The organism is Paenibacillus sp. GP183, assembly GCF_900104695.1.
GTDB lineage: Bacteria > Bacillota > Bacilli > Paenibacillales > NBRC-103111 > Paenibacillus_AI.
Window position 1 is genome coordinate 1,335,242 of sequence record NZ_FNSW01000001.1, and the last position, 19,670, is coordinate 1,354,911.

General features: G+C 49.2%; 16 protein-coding genes. 10 read left to right on the plus strand and 6 right to left on the minus strand.

The window, feature by feature from the left end; all coding sequences use genetic code 11:
- The first annotated feature begins 34 nt into the window (after positions 1-34).
- Genes BLV33_RS06615 through BLV33_RS06625 form a run of 3 tightly spaced genes read left to right on the plus strand, consistent with a single transcriptional unit; the run spans position 35 to position 5,633 of the window.
- Complete coding sequence (locus BLV33_RS06615) at positions 35-4,732, plus strand: cation-translocating P-type ATPase (RefSeq protein ID WP_090789400.1); 4,698 nt, start codon at positions 35-37, stop codon at positions 4,730-4,732.
- A gap of 41 nt (positions 4,733-4,773) precedes the next feature.
- Positions 4,774-4,953: a hypothetical protein gene (locus tag BLV33_RS06620; protein ID WP_090789401.1), complete on the plus strand. Its 180-nt coding sequence runs from the start codon at positions 4,774-4,776 to the stop codon at positions 4,951-4,953.
- A complete protein-coding gene (locus BLV33_RS06625) occupies positions 4,950-5,633 on the plus strand; it encodes an MgtC/SapB family protein (RefSeq protein ID WP_090789403.1) in 684 nt (227 codons plus the stop codon). The genes BLV33_RS06620 and BLV33_RS06625 overlap by 4 nt, the downstream gene beginning before the upstream one ends.
- 90 nt (positions 5,634-5,723) lie before the next feature.
- On the opposite strand, the gene BLV33_RS06630 is transcribed toward BLV33_RS06625, so the two are convergent.
- The 3 genes from BLV33_RS06630 to BLV33_RS06640 all read right to left on the minus strand — a co-directional run bounded on the left by BLV33_RS06630 (position 5,724) and on the right by BLV33_RS06640 (position 9,057).
- The gene (locus tag BLV33_RS06630; protein WP_090789405.1) at positions 5,724-7,106 is read right to left on the minus strand and encodes a glycine--tRNA ligase; all 1,383 of its coding nucleotides are present in this window, start codon (positions 7,104-7,106) and stop codon (positions 5,724-5,726) included.
- A 297-nt stretch (positions 7,107-7,403) separates the two neighbouring features.
- The gene (locus BLV33_RS06635) at positions 7,404-8,231 is read right to left on the minus strand and encodes a PPK2 family polyphosphate kinase (protein WP_090789407.1); all 828 of its coding nucleotides are present in this window, start codon (positions 8,229-8,231) and stop codon (positions 7,404-7,406) included.
- A 25-nt stretch (positions 8,232-8,256) separates the two neighbouring features.
- Positions 8,257-9,057, minus strand: a complete 801-nt coding sequence (locus tag BLV33_RS06640; protein ID WP_253186992.1) for a carbon-nitrogen family hydrolase — start codon at positions 9,055-9,057, stop codon at positions 8,257-8,259.
- A gap of 153 nt (positions 9,058-9,210) precedes the next feature.
- Here BLV33_RS06640 and BLV33_RS06645 point away from each other — a divergent pair, with 153 nt between their 5' ends.
- The 7 genes from BLV33_RS06645 (at position 9,211) to mtnB (ending at position 16,668) form a co-directional block, all read left to right on the plus strand.
- Positions 9,211-10,413 (plus strand): pyridoxal phosphate-dependent aminotransferase, encoded by a 1,203-nt coding sequence (locus BLV33_RS06645; RefSeq protein ID WP_090789409.1) that lies wholly within the window; start codon positions 9,211-9,213, stop codon positions 10,411-10,413.
- Positions 10,414-10,807: 394 nt separating this feature from the next.
- Positions 10,808-11,908, plus strand: coding sequence for a glutamate 5-kinase (gene proB, locus BLV33_RS06650; protein ID WP_090789410.1), 1,101 nt, complete (start codon positions 10,808-10,810; stop codon positions 11,906-11,908).
- A 31-nt stretch (positions 11,909-11,939) separates the two neighbouring features.
- Entirely contained in the window at positions 11,940-13,187 is a 1,248-nt protein-coding gene (locus BLV33_RS06655) for a glutamate-5-semialdehyde dehydrogenase (protein ID WP_090789412.1), read from the plus strand.
- 22 nt (positions 13,188-13,209) lie between these two features.
- Positions 13,210-14,064, plus strand: a complete 855-nt coding sequence (gene proC / locus BLV33_RS06660; protein ID WP_090789414.1) for a pyrroline-5-carboxylate reductase — start codon at positions 13,210-13,212, stop codon at positions 14,062-14,064.
- The gene (locus BLV33_RS06665) at positions 14,061-15,326 is read left to right on the plus strand and encodes a 2,3-diketo-5-methylthiopentyl-1-phosphate enolase (RefSeq protein WP_090789416.1); all 1,266 of its coding nucleotides are present in this window, start codon (positions 14,061-14,063) and stop codon (positions 15,324-15,326) included. The genes proC and BLV33_RS06665 overlap by 4 nt, the downstream gene beginning before the upstream one ends.
- Positions 15,323-16,024: a 2-hydroxy-3-keto-5-methylthiopentenyl-1-phosphate phosphatase gene (locus BLV33_RS06670; protein ID WP_090789419.1), complete on the plus strand. Its 702-nt coding sequence runs from the start codon at positions 15,323-15,325 to the stop codon at positions 16,022-16,024. The genes BLV33_RS06665 and BLV33_RS06670 overlap by 4 nt, the downstream gene beginning before the upstream one ends.
- Complete coding sequence (gene mtnB, locus BLV33_RS06675) at positions 16,021-16,668, plus strand: methylthioribulose 1-phosphate dehydratase (protein ID WP_090789421.1); 648 nt, start codon at positions 16,021-16,023, stop codon at positions 16,666-16,668. Before BLV33_RS06670 ends, mtnB begins: the two co-directional genes overlap by 4 nt.
- A 16-nt stretch (positions 16,669-16,684) precedes the next feature.
- Here the strand turns inward: mtnB and BLV33_RS06680 are convergent, their stop codons facing one another.
- The 3 genes from BLV33_RS06680 to BLV33_RS06690 form a co-directional block, all read right to left on the minus strand.
- Entirely contained in the window at positions 16,685-17,374 is a 690-nt protein-coding gene (locus BLV33_RS06680; protein ID WP_090789425.1) for a DnaD domain protein, read from the minus strand.
- A gap of 226 nt (positions 17,375-17,600) precedes the next feature.
- Positions 17,601-19,103, minus strand: a complete 1,503-nt coding sequence (locus tag BLV33_RS06685) for an AAA family ATPase (protein ID WP_090789427.1) — start codon at positions 19,101-19,103, stop codon at positions 17,601-17,603.
- The gene (locus BLV33_RS06690) at positions 19,096-19,629 is read right to left on the minus strand and encodes a hypothetical protein (RefSeq protein WP_090789429.1); all 534 of its coding nucleotides are present in this window, start codon (positions 19,627-19,629) and stop codon (positions 19,096-19,098) included. Before BLV33_RS06690 ends, BLV33_RS06685 begins: the two co-directional genes overlap by 8 nt.
- Positions 19,630-19,670 lie beyond the last annotated feature (41 nt).

A 19,670-nucleotide genomic window follows, 5' to 3' on the forward strand; every position in this document is an offset into this window, starting at 1 on the left:
AAGTAAAAATGCCATTCAAGGAGACGAAACCTTTATGCCTTCGATTGTAGAGAATAGATTTGTCCGCCTTATGCCGGGAAGAATCCGGATTGAAGTGTACGGACTTCTTCAGAACACAAATATGGCCCATAAGCTGATGCAATCTTTCACTGCCGCCTCAGGCGTGACCAAAGTTGATCCCTGCCCCCTAACGGGCAGAATGCTTCTCCTTTACGATGAAAGGAAAATTTCCTCCAGCGATATTTTCCGCATGATTTTTGCGGCAGAACAGCCGGAAAGCGAATGCGGACCCGACACGGCAAATACCTTTTGTGAAGAACGTCCGGAAACCGAATTGGCCAGGAAAGAAGCAGCTGCAGCATCTGAACTTGGAATATCCGTAGCGCAGTCAGGAGAAGATAGGGGACTTATTGTTTCCAATAATCATCTTGCTTCCATTAGTACCTTACCGGAAACGATCTACCCGCCTGCATCACCCAAGAAAAGCGTGCCTCTCCCGCTCGTGGTGGCGTTGGGGGGGCTTGCCCTGTTAGGTGCTAAGCGGCTTTTGTTCGGAAAATCGGCATTAGCTGGCAGCGCCGTTCCCTTCTATTTTGCGGGACTGGTAGCGGTCGTGACCGGTTACCCGTTTCTAAGCCGCGGTATTGCCCGATTCGGCAGCGAGAAGCAGGTCAATACCGATCTTATTCTCGGCTCGAGTGCGCTAGCCTTGGCGCTGATTCGCGAAAATGTGGTGGTACTCGCCGGAATCAGCATTATACAATATATCAACTGGAAGCGAACACAATTCGCATTGAGCGAAGTACAGGCCGTTGCATTGCCCCCGGAGATCCGCGACTACAGCAACAAAGCAGGGAAGCTTGGAATGGCAGCCGCCGCAGCGGTCTGGGCGGTGACGAGGGATCCGCTGCGCGGACTCGCCGTGCTTCTGGCGGCCAACCCGCGGCCGGCGACGATTCCTGCAGAGTTCGCATGGAAACAGGCTGAGGTTGAGTTCAAAGAGCATGGGATGGACATTCCGAATAACGGCTCTCTATCCCGTTTTGCAAGGACCAAAACATTGCTGCTTGAGGATACGTCGCTTCTTATGGAAACAAATGTTTACGAGACCAGATGCGCTTCCCAAAATGAAGAACCTGAAAAAATCATCTGCACAGTTGCCTCCTTAATGGAGAAAATAGAGCATCCCTGGAAAGAAGGAGTTCGCCATTCAGCGAAAAGAACTTGCCGCACGCTGCGTACCGCTTTCCATGTGGAGCAGGAAGACGGCGGTGTTCGGGGCACCATCAATAATACCTTATATTCCGTCGGGACTCTGTCTTATTGCGGGCGGGCCGGAATTGCCTACGAAAGCTACTATTTGGAAGCCAAACGTTTGCAAAAGCAAGGGTTTGAGGTGCTTTTCGTCGCAAAGCAAACAGACAATGGCACTATTTGCCTGGGGTTTATCTATCGCCAACTCGAGAATTTAACCCTGGATACCAAACAACGGTTACAGCGGTTGTATGAGCAAGGGTTAACGGTTGCTCCTCTACGCGATTCCGCCTGGGCAGACAGCAAGCAGATATCCGGCTTGAGCATGGACACTGCTTGGCTTGGTGCTAATGAAGGTGACATACTTGAACGAATTTCCATACTTCGTCAACAAGGCGAGGAAGTGCTTCTGATCACAGGACAGGAGCCGCATGAGACCAGCCGATACTTGACGGAAACTGGAGTATCCTCCGTTGGTTACGAACAGCTTGAGTCGATTCTTATCGCTTTAAAAGGGGTTCGGAAGATTGAATCCAAGGTAAATAAACACTTTCAAATTACAAAAAAATGGAATTTAATAGGGCCGGTTCTTGCATCACTCGGAATGATGAGTGCGCCGCTAATCAATTTGGCAGCAGACGCAATTTCGCTTATTTTTATGGCGAAATCGCAAAAAACGGCAGCTGCCGCTTTCGCGGGAAATGCACCAATAATATCCAATGAAGTGGCCGCCACAGCGGAAGCGCTGAACTGGCATGCCGAGCCGTGGGAAAACATTAAGCAAAAGTTCAATGTTAACGAGCGGGTTGGGCTGAGTTCAGAGCAGCTATTAGTCTCGCAAAGCTTGTTTGGTCCTAATCAGTTAGAAAAGAAAAAAATCATTCCCTGGATCGTTTCATATTTGAGGCAATTCAAGGAATTCACTATGCTGGTGCTAGTTGGGACAGCAGTCCTCGCCTTTTTTAACGGAGGTGCGCTTGAAGGATTGGCTATGGGCGCAGTATTGCTCGCCAATGCAGCAATGGGCTCTTACCAGGAGCGGAAAGCGGAAAGGGTGATTCAAAACCTTAACCAATTTCAACCGCCAGAAACATCTGTGATTCGCAATGGAGAGCAAATGCGCATTTCCGCGACCGAACTGGTACCGGGGGACATCGTACACCTGGAAGCTGGAGATCGGGTCCCGGCGGATCTGCGCATCATCAGCTCCAGCAACCTTGAAGTGAATGAAGCGGCTTTGACCGGAGAATCCGTACCGGTGGAGAAAAATGAAGTTACGGTTACGGAAGATTGTCCATTGTCCGAACGGAACAATTTGCTCTTCATGGGGAGTGACGTATCTCGCGGTAAGGCGCTTGCCGTCGTCATACAGACCGGTATGGATACGGAGATCGGGCATTTGATCAGGCTCCTGAAAGAAGAGAATAAGGAGCTTACTCCACTTCAAGAAAAAGTAACTTCCATCAGCAAAAGATTCGTAAAGTGGGCGCTCCTCGCCGGCGGCGTTATTTTCATAACCGGTGCATTGAGAGGTTTGGCTATGAAGGAATTGATTACCACGGCCATCACGCTCGCTGTTTCCGCCATCCCTGAAGGACTTCCTGTTACAGTAACTATTGCCTTAAGCGCCGGTATTATCCAGATGGAGAGGAAACGGGTTGTGGTTCGCAAGCTTTCCGCACTGGAGACGCTTGGAAGGACGACGGTGATCTGCACCGATAAGACAGGTACTCTTACCAAGAATGAGATGACGGTTAAGGAAATCGCTTCAGTCGAACACCGTTGGACTGTTAAAGGAAACGGTTATGAACCTATCGGATCGATAGAAATGGACGGCGGCTGCGAAGGTGCCCCAGACAACATGGAAGATCAGCCGGACTTGCAAAAGGAACTGCAGCGTATCATTCAAATTGCAGTGTTATGCAACAACAGCAAGCTGCATATGAAGGAGGACAAATGGAAGATACAAGGCGATCCAACTGAGGGAGCCCTGCTGTCGATGGCGGCAAAAGCCGGTCTAGGACCGGAGCATTTTGCTCATTGGCATCGTTGCGATGAAATTCCATTCGATTCGAATACCGCCAGAATGAGCGTTGTCTGTAAGGATACGGCTACCGGGCAAGATTGTTATTTTCTTTCGAAAGGTTCCGTTGAGAGCATCCTGCTGCACTGCAGCTCATATCAGCTGAACGGAGAGGTTTTTCCACTAACTGATGAGATCAGGGACAAAATTATGAAGCAAAACGAAAAGCTTGCCGGTGATGCCCTTCGAGTGCTTGGATTGGCCTGCTTCCCTATCGACCCGAATGAGGATCGCCCATCCGGCATCGATATAGATCATATGATCTATATCGGAATGGTAGGGATGATAGACCCGCCGAAAGAAGATCTGGAAAAAATTATTCGTCAAGCCTACTCGCTCGGTGTCAAGACGGTTATGATTACTGGCGACCATCCCATCACTGCAATTGCCATCGCCAAGCAAATCGGAATTTTTGACGGGAACAAAGTGCTGTCCGGCTACGAGCTGGATCGATTAACAGATGAAGAGTTGGACTCCGTTGTTGAAAATGTATCGATCTTTGCGAGAATGACGCCCGAGAACAAGCTGCGCATTGTCAAGTCACTTCAACGCCAGGGGCAAATAGTTGCCATGACCGGAGACGGTGTCAATGACACACCGGCCATCAAACAAGCGAATATAGGCATCGCTATGGGACTAACGGGAACTGAAGTAGCAAAGGAAACGGCGGATATGGTGCTCCAGGATGATCTATTTAGTTCCATTATGGACGGTGTCAAGGAAGGCAGAACGATTATCGGCAATTTACGAAGGGCGCTCGGATGCCTTTTATCCGGTAATCTGGCTGAAATCCTTGTCATAAGCGGAGCCGTTTTTGTCGGTATGCCGTTACCGCTTGTTCCCATTCAAATTCTGCTGATGAATCTTTTGACGGATGCCCTGCCGGCTATGGTTCTTGCCGCCAATCCAGGCAACAAAACGAAAGAGACCCGACGCGTTGATATCGTAGACAAACAGCTGTATCGAAAAATCGTGACGCGCGGCGCAGTGCTCGGAATGGGATCTATCGCACTGTTTGCTTCCGCCCTCGCATCCGGCGCCCCTGTTAGGGTCGCGCGAAGCGTAGCTTTTGCAACTTTAATTGCAGGCAAGCTTATTCAGACCTTTTCCTGGCGGCGGGAAGATTCTAACGAAACCGTAGTCGATTTACGAAAAGATCGGTTCATGCTCGGAACAATAGGAATATCAGCCCTAGCTCTACTTACTACCCTTTATGTTCCTCAGGTAGCCCGATGGTTCAAAACGGCGCCTTTGACTTTGCGTCATTGGGTGCCGATCCTATTAGTCGGGGCTTCCGTCTCAATGATATCGAAAGCTATCCTGGCCGTTTTATCTGGCAAACAGCCCTTAGACAATGCCGATCAGTCGGCAAACCCACCCTATTCCGCAGCTTGATTGCGGAATAGGTAATATTTCCTGGAGGTGATCAGTCAATTATGGAGCGAAATGTTGAAAAAATCATTATCCTGGCAGCTTTGGTCTTTGCGGCTCCGTCGCTGCTCCCTATTGCCAAAAAAACTTTGCGGATTGCGCGCGATGAAGTGGAGGACATCTTTGTCGAAGCACAGTTTGAAAGAATGAAAAAACAGCTCGACAAAGAAATTGCTTCCGTATGACTAACGATTTATTTGTCAAACTGGGCATTGCGTTGCTTCTAGGCTTCCTGATCGGGATTGACCGCGAGTTGAAACATAAGCAGATCGGTATGAAGACCTTCATGGTCATTTCGGTAGCCAGCTGCCTGATTACTATCGTTTCCATCGAATCCGCCCAACGTTTTGCCATCTTGGGACGGACAAATATGGATCCGCTGCGGCTTGCAGCGCAAATTGTAAGCGGTGTCGGATTTATTGGGGCTGGAGTGATTTTAAGACGCCAAAACGATGTGATTTCGGGCTTGACTACAGCGGCCATGGTATGGTCGGCATCCGGACTTGGAATCGCCTCAGGCGCGGGCTTTTACAAGGAAGCCGTTACAGCCATGGTGCTCATCATTGTGATCGTCAATCTATTCCCGATGATCATCAAGCAGTTCGGGCCCCACAAGTTGAGAGAGCACGAGCTTTCCATATACATCAAACTGGAGCCGAATGACGAAATACATGCTCTCATCGACCGGATAAGCCATGAATTGGTCAGGGTGAAGCATGTCAAAGTGAAGGATCTGGGCGAAGATTACCAGCAATTGGAATTGGCCGTCTCGGCACATAACAGGATGTCGATTACGGCGATTTACTACAACATCAAGCAGATGCCGCATGTCCATGAGGTTGAAGTGGTGGATATACGATTCTAGTGGTACGAGATAATATCACAAGGAATGCCACAAATACAACATAAAGAACAATCGGCAGAGCGCTGGGCTCTGCCGATTATAAATTGACAATTAGAACTGAAGCTTCGATTCGATAAATGCCTTCAGCTCACTGATGGGCATTCTTGTTTGCTCCATCGTATCACGATCTCGCACCGTCACTTGTCCATCCTGCTCGGAGTCAAAATCGTACGTGATACAAAACGGCGTGCCGATTTCGTCATGACGACGGTACCTTTTGCCTATGGATCCGGCTTCGTCATAGTCTACCATATAATGCTTCGCAAGGTCGGCAAACACTTGCCCGGCGCCTTCCGACAGCTTCTTGGAAAGCGGGAAAATCGCTGCTTTAATTGGCGCTAAGGCTGGATGGAAGTGAAGCACGGTGCGGCTGTCATCCCCTTCCAGCTGCTGCTCTTCATAAGCATCGATAAGGAAGGATAGCGTTACACGATCTGCACCCAGGGAAGGCTCGATGCAATAAGCCATATAGCGTTCATTCGTCTCCGGATCGATATAATTAAAATCTTCGCCGGAGTGTTCCATATGCTGCTTGAGATCGAAGTCTGTCCGATCAGCGATTCCCCAAAGCTCGCCCCAGCCGAAGGGGAATTTATATTCTATATCTGTCGTGGCGTTGCTGTAATGGGAAAGCTCGTCATCATTATGGTCGCGCAGGCGCAAGTTGTCCGGTTTGAGTCCAAGAGTGAGCAGCCAGTTGTGGCAGTAGCTGCGCCAGTACTCGAACCATTTCAAATCCTCGCCCGGCTTGCAGAAAAATTCCAGCTCCATTTGCTCAAATTCACGGGTTCTGAAGGTAAAGTTGCCTGGGGTTATTTCATTGCGAAAGCTTTTGCCGATTTGCCCAATGCCAAAGGGCAGCTTTTTACGCATGGTCCGCTGGACGTTCTTAAAGTTCACAAAAATCCCCTGTGCCGTTTCAGGACGCAGGTACACCGTATTGGCACTGGATTCAGTCACACCCTGGAATGTTTTGAACATCAGATTAAACTGGCGGATATCCGTAAAATCCTTGCTCCCGCAATCCGGACAAACGATATCATGCTCCTTGATCAGCTTGGCCATATCGTCGAAGGTCATGCCGTCGACAATAATTTCAATGTCCTTCTCGGCGAGCTTCCCTTCAATCAGCTTATCCGCCCGGTGACGTGCTTTGCACTGCTTGCAATCGATCATCGGATCATTAAAATTGCCTACGTGGCCAGAAGCGACCCATACCTGCGGATTCATCAAAATCGCAGCATCCAAGCCGACGTTATAAGGCGATTCCTGGATGAATTTTTTCCACCAAGCCCGTTTGATATTGTTCTTTAGCTCGACGCCGAGCGGTCCGTAATCCCAAGTATTCGCCAATCCTCCGTAGATTTCGGAGCCCGGAAAAACAAAGCCTCTGTGCTTGGCCAATGCTACGATTTGTTCCATACTGACACTCATTATTACTCGCCCCTTCAAATGTGTTCAATAAATAAAAGCCCGCCATCCCATAGGCATCCACGATGCCTAGGGACGGGAGCTTATGACCCGCGGTTCCACCCTAGTTGATACGCAGCCTTACAGGCAGGCGCATCCCCTTTATTTGATGTCGGCTCCAGACTGCCGCTTCCCTGTTCTTCGTCCGGGCTTTCACCGCCCCCGGCTCGCTTTACGCAAGAATCATTCAGGTACTATAGGTCCTTCTCAGCCAAAATTCCTATGTGATTGGATCTAGTTTACAAAAGATAACGAAAAAAATCAAATATCTTTATCGGCAAGATCCATGGAGCGCAGCAAAACCTCCAGCTCCGGATCGGGCTCAGGGTACTTCAGGTTCATTTCCTCGAGAGCTTTTACAACGATTTTCAGGACCAAATAATCGCGAAACCAGCGATTATTCGCCGGGACCAAGTACCAGGGAGCTTCTTTGGTATTGCATTCATTGAACACATCCTCATAAGCGCTTTGGTATTCATTCCATAGCTTGCGCTCTTGCAGATCAGCCGGATCGAACTTCCACTTTTTCTTCGGATTGCTCAGGCGGTCCTTCAATTTTTCCAGCTGAAAATCTTTGGAAATGTGCAAAAATATTTTGACCACCTTCACCTGGCTGCCCACCAGAAGCTTTTCAAAATTACGTATGTGCCTGAACCTGCGTTTAGCATCCTTATTGGAAATCAGGCCGTGAACACGCGTTATGAGCACATCTTCATAATGAGACCGGTTGAAGGCAGCAATATAGCCTGCGGCCGGCACAGCTTTATGGGCGCGCCAAAGGAAATCGTGGGAAAGCTCCTCATCCGTCGGCTTTTTGAAGCTGGTCACCTGAAAGCCTTGAGGATTCATCGAGGACAGGACTTTTCGGATGACTCCGTCCTTACCGCTGCAATCCATTCCTTGAAAAATAATCAGGAGGGCGTGCTTTTTATCAGCGATCAGCTCGTCCTGAAGATCTTCCAGCTTTTCTTTCAAAGTCTGAAATTCAGACTGGAACGCTTCATTTTCTTCCATTGCTCCCGTGTCATCAGCATCGTAATCCTTCAGTTTTACATTCCCGTTTCGCGACAGTATATACGATTTCAGCATGAAGATTACCTCCTTAAACATGTTTTCAATACAACTGCGGACGGCGATCCTCGAAAACGGGAATTTTATTGCGGACTTGCTGAACTTCTCCCAAATCTATCGTTGCTTGCAAAATTTCTTCCGCTTCCCCCCCTTCAACCAAAATCTCGCCCCATGGATTGATCACCATGGAATGACCGAAAAATTCAGTGGTTCCGCTTTTCCCTACACGATTGCAGGAAACCACGTACATTTGATTTTCAATAGCTCTGGCCATCAGCAGAGTTCTCCAATGATGAAGCCTTGGATGAGGCCATTCTGCCGGAACGAACAAAATTTGCGCTCCATCCAGAGCCAGCTTGCGAGCCAGCTCAGGGAATCTTATGTCATAACAGATCATGGCGCCGGCAGGTGTGCCTTCAAGCTCAAAGCTCCCTAACTCATCGCCGCTGGACAAATATTTTTCCTCGTCCATTAAACGGAAAAGATGAATTTTGGAATAATCCGCAACCTGGTTGCCGTCCCTGTCAAATATATAAATCGTATTGAGTACTTGTTCCGCTTGTTTATCGGCAATTGAACCTGCTATCACATGGACTTGATGCTTAGCCGCAAAGCTGGAGATCAGCTCTCTTGTCCTCTCGCCTTCCCTATCCGCCAATTGATGGATTTCCTCCAATGCGTATCCGGTATTCCACATCTCGGGAAAGATAATCACATCGGGCTTCACCTGAGCATAAACCGCTTGTTGCAGCAGCTTTTCCAAATGTGCAAAATTCACATCCGGTTCCCCGATCACAATATCCATCTGCAGTAATGAAATCGTCAAAATGTTTGCCGCTGTCATTCAGAGCTTCTCCTTCCGGAATTACATCCATACTTTGATACTAATATTAGTCGAAGTTCCGCAGCAGTTCAATGTTTAGCGCTATACACCGCTAGTAAATCATGTTACATTATTTTTATTGCAAAATGACAGCTTCCCGGAGTGTGATCCATAATGGCAGCCTTTTCTCAAAAAACTAGCTCCATCCCTATACAACCGGCCGATCGGATTGCTGGCCTGCCAACCCAATTTTTTGCCAATCTGGTGCGCAAAGCAAATGAGCAAATCGCCCAAGGGCACGATGTGATTAATCTCGGTCAGGGCAATCCGGATCAGCCGACGCCTGCTCATATTGTACAAGCTATGCAGGAAGCTTCCGCGAATCCGGCCTATCATCGCTATCCGCCTTTCAGCGGTTTTCCCTTCTTAAAAGAAGCGATTGTCCAGCGCTATAAAGAGGATTACCAGGTAGATCTCGATCCGGAAACGGAAGTCGCTATACTGTTCGGAGGGAAGATCGGACTGATCGAGATCAGTCAGGTTCTGCTCAATCCGGGAGATGTTTGCCTCGTTCCGGATCCCGGATATCCGGATTATTGGTCAGGTGTCGCATTGGCTGGAGCCGAAATGGCTTTCATGCCTTTGAAGGAAGAAAGCCGCTTCCTGCCGGATTATTCTGTTCTGGATCAAGAAGTTTTAAAACGCGCCAAGCTGATGTTTATGAATTATCCGAACAATCCTACAGCGGTTACGGCTCCGGCTTCTTTTTATGAAGAGACGGTGGCTTTCGCGGAAAAGCACGGGATCGTGGTTGCCAGCGATTTTGCCTATGGAGCTATTGGCTTTGACGGGCAAAAACCTATCAGCTTTCTGCAGACTCCCGGAGCCAAAGAAGTCGGCGTAGAGTTCTACACCTTATCCAAATCCTACAACATGGCCGGCTGGCGGGTAGGCTTCGCGCTTGGAAATCGGGAAGTCATCCGACTCATTAACCTGCTGCAGGATCATTACTTCTGCTCTTTATTTGGGGGCATTCAAGTCGCAGCAGCCACAGCTCTTACTGGACCGCAGGACAGTGTCATTGCTCTTAACGCGCTATATGAGAGCCGCAGAAATGCCCTGTTTCAAGCGCTTAAAGGCATTGGATGGCAGGCCCGTCCATCAGAGGGTTCCTTCTTTGCCTGGCTTCCTGTTCCGAAGAATCATACCTCCACAAGCCTTGCTGATTTGCTTCTGCAGGAAGCCAAGGTTGTGGTAGCTCCGGGAATCGGCTTCGGCATGCATGGCGAGGGCTATGTTCGACTGGGTCTCCTCACCTCGGAGGAACGTCTGGAAGAAGCAGTACAGCGGATCGGCAATTTGCAATTATTTGATTGATGTCATCGATGTCATCAATGTGAATCTGCGTCAACCCCGAACCGACACCGAGCGCAGGCCGCTGCTCCTTTACAATGGATGACCCGCGTGCTATTCTAAAAAGAAAACGAACGTAGTGATGGGAATAGTAGGAACCGAGAATCATGCTTCAGAGAGTAAGCTCCACTGGCTGAGAGAGCTTACCGTGAATCGGTGCCGAACCCGCCCCTGAACGGTCAACGATGAGTTGAACAGTACCCTTCTGTTACCAAGGGAACCCGAGTTGGACACACTTTACGTGTCAATTTAAGGTGGTACCGCGGAAGTTACAGGCTTCCGTCCTTACAGGACGGGGGTCTTTTTGTTTTTTCAATCACGAATCCGCTAAAAGGTAAAAGTAAGGATGGGATCAATCATGCAGCAGCGTATCGTCGTTAAAATAGGGAGCAGTTCATTGACATCGGAAAACGGCGGATTGAATGTGGACAAAATCCGCTTTTTCGCAGATGAGCTGGCCAGCTTGCTGGCGTCCGGATATCAGACGCTGCTCGTCACTTCAGGCGCTGTAGCAGCAGGCTTCACTTCCCTTGGGTACAAGACGAGGCCCAAGGCGCTCCACGAGAAGCAGGCCGCCGCGGCGGTCGGTCAAGCCCTGCTGATGCAATCCTACCATGAAGCGTTCGCGGCCAATGGCATTGGAGTTGCGCAGATTTTGCTGACGCGCTACGACTTCTCGAACCGAAAGCGCGTGAATAACGCACAAATGACGATAGACGAGCTGCTCCAGCGGGGCGTCATTCCGATCATCAACGAGAACGACACGGTCTCGGTGGATGAACTGAAGTTCGGCGACAACGATACGCTGTCGGCGCTGGTCGCCAACCTTGTGAAAGCCGGCCGGCTGCTGATTATCACCGATATGGACGGCCTGTACACCGACGACCCCCGCAAGAACGCGAGCGCGCAGCGCATCGATCGCGTGGATCTGATCAGCGATGAGCTCATGCGCATGGCTGGCGGGTCGGGGAGCGCTGTCGGCACAGGCGGAATGCGCTCCAAGATCGAAGCCGCGCGGATAGCGATGCGCGGCGGAGTGCCAGTATTCGTCGGGCGCGTCGTGGAGCCCGGCGATCTGTCCCTTGCCCTCGGCAGCAGCGGCAAGGGTACGTACTTCGACACGGCGCTGAGCAACCTGTCGATGAAGAAGCAGTGGGTCGGCTTTCACTCGCCGACCGCTGGCACGATAATCGTCGACCGCGGCGCCGAGGCGGCTTTGCTCTCCGGCGGCAAGAGCCTCTTGCCGGCAGGGGTTAAGGAAGTCGCTGGCGACTTCCACCCCGGCGACGTCATTGAGGTCGCCAGCCTCAGCGGCGAGACGCTCGGCCGCGGCGTTGTCAATTACGCAGCTTGGCAGCTGCAAGCGGCAGCGGGGCTTTCCACCGACGAGGTGCGAAAGCGCGTTGAGGTGGCACGGATCGAAGTCATTCATCGCGATGAATGGGTAACGATCAAGTGAATATTGGAATTTTAAATGGAGGCCTAATCCGATGAGTGAAGTTATAGAGAAAGCCAAGCTGGCGAAACACGCGACACGAATCCTGGGGAATTTGACGACGGAGCAGAAAAATGAAGCATTGCTGCTCATGGCTGATGCGCTTATGACGGAGCAAGCATCCATTATCCAAGCCAACCGCCTGGATTTGCAAAGTGGTCGTGATAAGGGTACCAGCTCATCATTGCTCGATCGATTAGCTCTAGATGAGAAGCGGATCGAAGCGATGGCCGAAGGGCTGCGGCAAATAGCCGATCTCCCCGATCCGGTCGGAGACCAGCTTGAAGAGATCACACGTCCCAATGGGCTGAAAATAAAAAAAATCCGAGTTCCTATCGGAGTTGTCGGCATTATCTACGAAGCCAGACCAAATGTGACGGTCGATGCAGCGGGCTTATGCCTGAAGACCGGCAATGCGGTAGTACTGCGTGGAGGTTCTGCTGCCCTTCATTCGAATGAGCGCATCATTGAAGTACTTCATGCTGCTCTTCGTCGTTCCTCTATTCCAGCGGAGGCTTTGCAAATCATCATGGATCCTGACCGTTCCTCAGTGGATGAAATGCTGAAATTGAATGGCTTATTGGATGTGCTTATTCCCAGAGGCGGAGCCTCTCTTATTCAAACAGTTGTTAAAAACGCAACTGTCCCCGTCATTGAAACGGGGGCAGGCGTGTGTCATACTTTTATAGACGAAACCGCTATTCCCGAGATGGCGATCCAAATAGCGATAAATGCGAAGGTGCAGCGCCCTTCTGTCTGTAATTCAATGGAAACCTTGCTTGTCCATGAAGCTTTTGCGGCCAAATATCTCCCAGCATTAGCCGAATTATTTATATCGGCCAGCGTCGAGCTGCGTGGGGATGAATACTCCAGAGCCTTGGTGCCTGCTATGAAACAAGCCGCTGCCGAAGATTGGGATACCGAGTATGGCGATTATATTCTTAATGTCAAAGTCGTCCAAGGTCTGGATGAAGCTCTTGAGCATATTCGCCGGCATGGCACCATGCATTCGGAATGTATCGTGACCGAGAATGCCGCCCATGCAAGGCGGTTTATGCAAGATGTTGATGCCGCTGCGGTATATCATAACGCATCCACCCGCTTTACAGACGGTTTTGAATTCGGTTTTGGAGCTGAAATCGGCATCAGCACACAGAAGCTGCACGCTCGTGGTCCCATGGGACTTCCTGCACTGACATCTATGAAATACCGCGTTTATGGAAGCGGGCAAATTCGTGAATAAATCTCTTTAGGAGGCTTTATATATGACTTCTTCCCTAACCCAAGTTCGCATAGCCTTTGTCGGGGCCGGCTCGATGGCCGAAGCGATTTTTCGCGGACTGATTGAACGGGGTATAACCAAGCCCGACTATCTGTATGTGATGAACCGCTCGAATCAAACCAATCTGGACCGTATTCACGGGCAGTACGGCGTTCAAGTAACCAACGACCCGGCTACAAAGGAAGCTTTTATCCAGCAAGCGGATGTTGTTGTCCTCTGCATGAAGCCCAAAGATGTGGAAACGTCTTTTCAAGATTTGAAACCGCTGCTAAGCGAGCGGCAATTGCTGGTTTCCGTTATTGCAGGCCTGTCTATCGCCAAAATGGAACGCCTGCTGGATACGCAAATGCCAATCGCCCGCACCATGCCTAACACATCCAGTAACATTGGGCTCGGCGCGACAGGTATAAGCTTTTCATCAACTGTGAATGAAGCTAATCGTCAATTGGCTGTGGACATGTTTGAAGCCGTTGGCATTGTCAGCGTGGTTGAGGAATCAAAGCTGGATATTGTAACGGGAGTTTCCGGGAGCGGTCCAGCTTATGTGTATTATTTCATGGAAGCGATGATGAAGGCTGCCTTCGACGGCGGATTAACTGAAGAGGATGCACGCAAATTAACGGTACAAACGGTCCTCGGTGCTGCCCATATGGTCCAGCAAACCGGAGAAAATCCGGCTGAGCTGCGCCGCAAGGTGACTTCACCGAATGGATCCACCCAAGCAGCCATTGAAGCATTGGACGGCCATCAATTTTCCGAGGGGATTGCGAGCGCAGTATTCCGCTCTGCTCAGCGGGCCAAGGAAATGGGCGAACAAATCGCGGTGAAAACACTATGAGCGCTTATTGCTTAGCTACATATCGCTGTTTTGACGAGAAAGCGGATTTTGCCAAAAAAGCGGCAGGCATTGCCGTCGGACTCACGGTTGGCAGCTGGACAGAGCTTCCTGAAGCCCAAAAGGCGCAGATGGAAAAGCATTTAGGCAAGGTTATTTCTGTTGCCGTCCACGAGCCTGAAAATGGACAGCCCACTTCGGAACGCTATGCGGATATCCAAATTGCTTATCCGGATGTGAATTTCAGCCGGGATATTCCCGCTCTTCTTGTTACCGTATTCGGCAAGCTGTCGATGGACGGCAAAATCAAGCTGACCGATCTTTCTTTCTCTTCCGAATTCCTTTCCGTCTTCCCAGGACCGAAATTCGGGCTTCAAGGCGTCAGAAATTTGCTGGGCGTGCATGACCGCCCTCTGCTGATGAGCATATTTAAATCCGTGATCGGCTACGAGATGGCTGCGCTTCGTGAACAGTTTTATTTGCAGGCAGCAGGCGGTGTAGATTTAATTAAAGATGATGAGATTCTTTTTGAAAATCCGCTGACTCCGCTTGAGAAACGAGTTGAGACTTGTATGGAGGCCGCGGCTCAAGCAAGCCGTGAAACCGGACAAAAGCTGTTGTATGCCGCGAATATTACCGGGCCAACCTCCATGCTTGCTGATCAAGCCAAAAAAGCAATTCGAGCTGGAGCTAACGCCATTCTTTTTAACGTATTGGCATATGGCTTCGATGCTCTACATGAGCTCAGCTCGGACCCGGAGATTCAAGTGCCGATTATGGCTCACCCTGCGATGGCCGGAGCCTTTTATCCGTCACCGCATTATGGCATATCCGCTTCAGTCCTGCTGGGCAAGCTGATGCGAATGGCTGGGGCTGATCTGGTGCTGTTCCCTTCTCCTTACGGATCGGTCGTTATGCCTCGTGAAGAAAATCTGGCCATCAAACATGCGCTGCTAACCTCGGATTTGGCTCGTGATTATTTATATGATTCAACTGGATCGGAAGTCTCTTTGCCCTCCAGCTTTCCCGTTCCTTCAGCAGGTATCCATCCCGGCCTAGTACCTTTGATTCTGCGGGATTTTGGCAGCGAAGTCATCGTCAATGCCGGAGGCGGGATTCATGGTCACCCGCAGGGTACGATAGCAGGAGGTAAAGCTTTTAGACAGGCCATCGAGGCGAGCTTAAAGCGTATTCCTCTTCGCGAGCACGCAAAATCACATCAAGAACTTCAAATTGCTATCGACACATGGGGGATCAAGGAATGATATCATCTGAAGCTTATAACACAACTGATCCATTTGATGACAGTAAATCAACTGTAATCTTCTGTGATTTTGACGGCACAATCACGGTCAGCGACAATATTTTAGCGATCATGAAGCATTTTGATCCTCCCGGCTGGGAAGATCTTGTCGAGCAACTGGTCGCCAAGAAGCTGTCAATTCGCCAAGCTGTGGGTGCGATGTTCGCCCTCTTGCCGACATCCCGAAAGGATGAAGTTATCCATTATGCCATTCATAATGCCAGCATTCGTGATGGCTTCGAAGATTTTGTGGATTATTGTAAAATCAATCAGATTACGCTGCTCGTAACCAGCGGGGGTATCGACTTCTTCATTTATCCCCTGCTCGCTCCATTTGCCATTACGGAATCGAATATATACAGCAACGCCAGCTCCTTTGCCGGTGAGTGCATCGAAATTCTCTGGCCGCATCCATGCGATGAGCATTGCCATGTGGATTGCGGCATGTGCAAAACATCGATCATTCGATCGTACGACAGCAGGCAATATCATCGCATATTAATTGGTGACAGCATCACGGATTTTGCAGGTGCCAAATTGGTCGATACCATCTTTGCCAGATCTCATTTGATTGAGCTTTGTGATGAGCTCGGGTTGCCCTATACGCCTTTTGAAACGTTTTTCGATATTATCAACAGATTGGAGCAGATGAGCGGATGAGTGGAGTGATTCGTTTAGAAGACAAACAGCGGGCTTTTGCCGAGCTGCGGGAGGTTAAATCGGGGCTTGCCGCTAAAGGCTGGTTCCCCGCTACAAGCGGCAATCTCTCTATTCGTGTAGGACAATTCGAACCGAAGGATTTCACATTTGCCATCACTTCAAGCGGAAAAGATAAATCTGTGCAGACTCCTGAGGATTTTTTGCTTGTGAACGAAAAAGGGATACCTACCGAAGAGACCAGCTTAAAGCCTTCCGCGGAAACATTGATTCACTGTGAAATTTATCGCTTGACCGGGGCAGGTGCTATTTTTCATGTGCATACGGTATTCAATAATTTGGCTTCCGAGCTGTTTTGGGAGCGTGGATCTATCCCTGTGGATGGCGTGGAGCTGATCAAAGGCTTTAACATTTGGGAAGAAGACGCTCAAATTGAAATTCCGATCCTCCCGAATTATGCGGAAATTCCGCGTATTGCCGAGCTGATGGAAAAAGCAATCGTGCCGAGGATTCCAGGAATTGTGCTGCGCAAGCATGGAATCTATGCTTGGGGCGCCAATGCCTTTGAAGCCAAGCGGCACTTGGAAGCTTTTGAATATTTGTTCGAATATGTATACCGTTGGAATCTGCTGCGCCCATCAAAATGATGATACTTCTTGTATTTTAACGAGAATTGCGAAAACGCTGCGTGTATTCTTTGGCCTGTTCCACGGTAGCTACCCGATTGCGGCTCCATTCCAGCAAAATGCGGTCAATATAACGGAAATGAACTTTTCCGGCAAATACAGCTTCCTTCAAAGCGGCCAGGATCAGCTCTTCCCGGTAAGCGTCCTTATCCAGCCAACCGCTTATGGTCTCCAGCTCCATTGGGGTAAGAGGCCGGGCAAATTCCTTTTCAATAACGGTAAAAATGTCTTTGCCTTGGCTTGCTGCAGTGGCTTTCGGTACTTGAGACAATCGCTGCAATCGCAGCGCTTCATGGTCCTCAATTAAATTTGCAGCCAGCTTGTTGTAAAGCAGATCCAAATTGTATCGCTCATATTGGATTCCTGAGGCATCATCCACCTCCTCATCGATAGCGATAAAATTTTCATTCATCAGCTTCTGTAATCCCGATATGACTTGCTCTGGAGGAGCTGTCATTTGGGCTTGAATTTCATCAATCGTGGGAAAATCATTCTTGGCTTTATCCAAAGATGCGATTAGATGAATGACGATCATAACTTCGAGTTCGGTAAGCTTCATGCGCTTGTAATATTTTAAGAGCAAGGTAGGAATCGCTACAGTTCCTTCCTTCAATGCAGCAAGCAGCGCGGATTGCATTTGTTTATGCTGTTGATCACTTAAGGCCATCCGGGCTTCGCCCCTTTTTAACAATTTTCATACTCTCTTATTGTACACTATCTGGTTGAAAGATTCAGTTGCCGATTCAGTCCAAATGAAAAAAAACGCTGATTTTGTCAGCGAATCCGGAATATCGAGAAATTATCGACATTTTTTTACACAAAAAAGCTGCCATTGGCAGCTTCCGATTAGTGTCGAGTAAGCCCAGAGGACTTCTCGGCACCTTTTTTTAATGCTATGCAATTCTGGATATACTCGCCATGAGCAACTCTCTAAATATACTGCCGGAAAGGACTTCTTCCCGAAGCAGTACATCCAGCGCTTGCTCGAAAACGGTACGTTGTTTTTCCAGCAATTCACGAGTACGGGAGGTTAACTCCGCCATGATTGCGGCGTTTTCCTTCATCAGCTCTTCCTTGGGAACCATTTCCCGTTCCACGATGCCCAGCGATGTCAAGCCGCAGTCTATCATGTTGCGAACCATCAGCAGTGCCTGATCGAAGTCATTGCGAGAACCCGTGCTCCGTCCTCCGTAAAACATCTCTTCGGCGACTGAGCCTCCAAGTGCGATCATGATTTGCTGTTCAATTTGTTCCTTCGTGTACAAATATTGATCCTGCTGCGGATTATGACGCACATAACCGAGCGCTTTCCCTCTCGGAGTTACAGTCACCTGCGCAACGGATCCCGGGCGAACGAGCTCTGCTACGATAGCATGTCCAAGCTCATGGTAGGCTACTCGCTGCTTTTCCTCTTCATTCGTCTCCCGGTCCGTGCGTTCCCCCATCATCACTTTATCGATGGCGTCAGCCAGATGCTTCTGCTCGATCAGTGATTTTTCTTCACGCAGTGCATATATCGCAGCTTCATTCAAAACACCTTCCAGTTGGGCACCGGAGAAGCCAAAGGTTTGATCTGCCACCTTTTCGAGGACGGTACCTTCAGCGAGCGGTTTATTCTTCATATGAATACCCAGGATAGATAAACGGCCTTTCTTATCAGGCAGCTCAACATCGATATGACGATCAAATCGGCCCGGGCGCAGCAGGGCGCTGTCCAGCATTTCCTTCCGGTTGGTTGCCGCCATGATCAAGATGCGAGGCGCGTCATCCGTATGAATGCCATCCATCTCAGTTAACAATTGATTCAGTGTCTGGTCATACTCACGCTGCTGTCCGCCATCTCGTTTGCCTCCGACGACATCAATTTCATCAATAAAAATAATCGCGCTCTCTTTGCCTTCTTTTTGAGCTTTGGAACGTGCTTCCCTAAATAGATCACGTATACGGCTGGCTCCAACCCCCACATACATCTCTACGAATTCGCTTCCTGAAGCGGCCAAATATACAGAGTTCGTATAATGGGCGGCAGCTTTAGCCATTAAGGTTTTGCCCGTTCCCGGAGGACCGGTCAGCAAAATTCCTTTCAGCGGACGAATTCCCAGCTTCTTGATCTGCTCGTGCTTAATCAAAAAATCAAGAGCCTCCATCAGTTCTTTCTTGGCCCGATCCTGACCGCCGATTTGATCAAAATTTAAGAACGAAGGAGTCCGGCCTTTCGCTTTCCGTTCATTTGATGTACTTATCCCTGGGACGGAGCGGCTGCGAAGCATATAGTAGATAGTAAAAGCCAACAATCCAGTAAACAAAACAGGCATGATGTTCACACCTATAAAAATAAGAAATATTAATAATACCGGTAGAAACCCGATGAAAATCTCTTTTCCCAGCTTACTCATTAGGCCACACCCCAATCTTACCGGACACTCGAGGCAGCATAATGAATTTACTGCTTGTCCCTTTATTTATACGCACATAAACATACTTACTGTCCATTTGTGTATCTACCGTTAATCCACTCACCGAAGCAGCTTTAGCTTGCAGAGTAATTGGAATATTGGCATATTGTTTGGTTTCCATGGCTTGTGCTACATCGAAGAGAGCTTTGGACCACCATGCATCCAGCTCGGGTGACGATTGTCCGGTTACACGAACGACCAGCTCACGCTGACCTATAATAGTGGAACCTTGTTTTGAAATTTGTTGTACAATTTCACGAAGATTGGCATCCTGCTTTAGTTTTAACTCCAGCAATACTTGAGTGCTGCTCAGGTTTGTTGTGGAGCTTTCCACACCAGGAGCCTTATTCGCAATATCGGTCAGGGGTTGCTCCATGGCATAACTGTTATAGGCAAACCATCCTCCGAATAAAACTACGGCAGAAACGACGACACTTATAATTATGGGCATAGGACGCAATTTCATCAGCCATGTACCCCTTTCTATCAGATTTTAAACATCTTTTT

Excerpts from the sequence above, each read along its gene's own strand:
- BLV33_RS06630 (WP_090789405.1), bottom strand. The coding sequence starts at position 7,106 with ATGAGTGTCAGTATGGAACAAATCGTAGCATTGGCCAAGCACAGAGGC.
- BLV33_RS06680 (WP_090789425.1), bottom strand. The coding sequence starts at position 17,374 with ATGGCCTTAAGTGATCAACAGCATAAACAAATGCAATCCGCGCTGCTT.
- BLV33_RS06670 (WP_090789419.1), top strand. The coding sequence starts at position 15,323 with ATGATATCATCTGAAGCTTATAACACAACTGATCCATTTGATGACAGT.
- BLV33_RS06665 (WP_090789416.1), top strand. The coding sequence starts at position 14,061 with ATGAGCGCTTATTGCTTAGCTACATATCGCTGTTTTGACGAGAAAGCG.
- BLV33_RS06615 (WP_090789400.1), top strand. The coding sequence starts at position 35 with ATGCCTTCGATTGTAGAGAATAGATTTGTCCGCCTTATGCCGGGAAGA.
- BLV33_RS06645 (WP_090789409.1), top strand. The coding sequence starts at position 9,211 with ATGGCAGCCTTTTCTCAAAAAACTAGCTCCATCCCTATACAACCGGCC.
- BLV33_RS06640 (WP_253186992.1), bottom strand. The coding sequence starts at position 9,057 with ATGACAGCGGCAAACATTTTGACGATTTCATTACTGCAGATGGATATT.
- proC (WP_090789414.1), top strand. The coding sequence starts at position 13,210 with ATGACTTCTTCCCTAACCCAAGTTCGCATAGCCTTTGTCGGGGCCGGC.
- BLV33_RS06620 (WP_090789401.1), top strand. The coding sequence starts at position 4,774 with ATGGAGCGAAATGTTGAAAAAATCATTATCCTGGCAGCTTTGGTCTTT.
- mtnB (WP_090789421.1), top strand. The coding sequence starts at position 16,021 with ATGAGTGGAGTGATTCGTTTAGAAGACAAACAGCGGGCTTTTGCCGAG.
- BLV33_RS06685 (WP_090789427.1), bottom strand. The coding sequence starts at position 19,103 with ATGAGTAAGCTGGGAAAAGAGATTTTCATCGGGTTTCTACCGGTATTA.
- BLV33_RS06690 (WP_090789429.1), bottom strand. The coding sequence starts at position 19,629 with ATGAAATTGCGTCCTATGCCCATAATTATAAGTGTCGTCGTTTCTGCC.
- proB (WP_090789410.1), top strand. The coding sequence starts at position 10,808 with ATGCAGCAGCGTATCGTCGTTAAAATAGGGAGCAGTTCATTGACATCG.
- BLV33_RS06655 (WP_090789412.1), top strand. The coding sequence starts at position 11,940 with ATGAGTGAAGTTATAGAGAAAGCCAAGCTGGCGAAACACGCGACACGA.
- BLV33_RS06625 (WP_090789403.1), top strand. The coding sequence starts at position 4,950 with ATGACTAACGATTTATTTGTCAAACTGGGCATTGCGTTGCTTCTAGGC.
- BLV33_RS06635 (WP_090789407.1), bottom strand. The coding sequence starts at position 8,231 with ATGCTGAAATCGTATATACTGTCGCGAAACGGGAATGTAAAACTGAAG.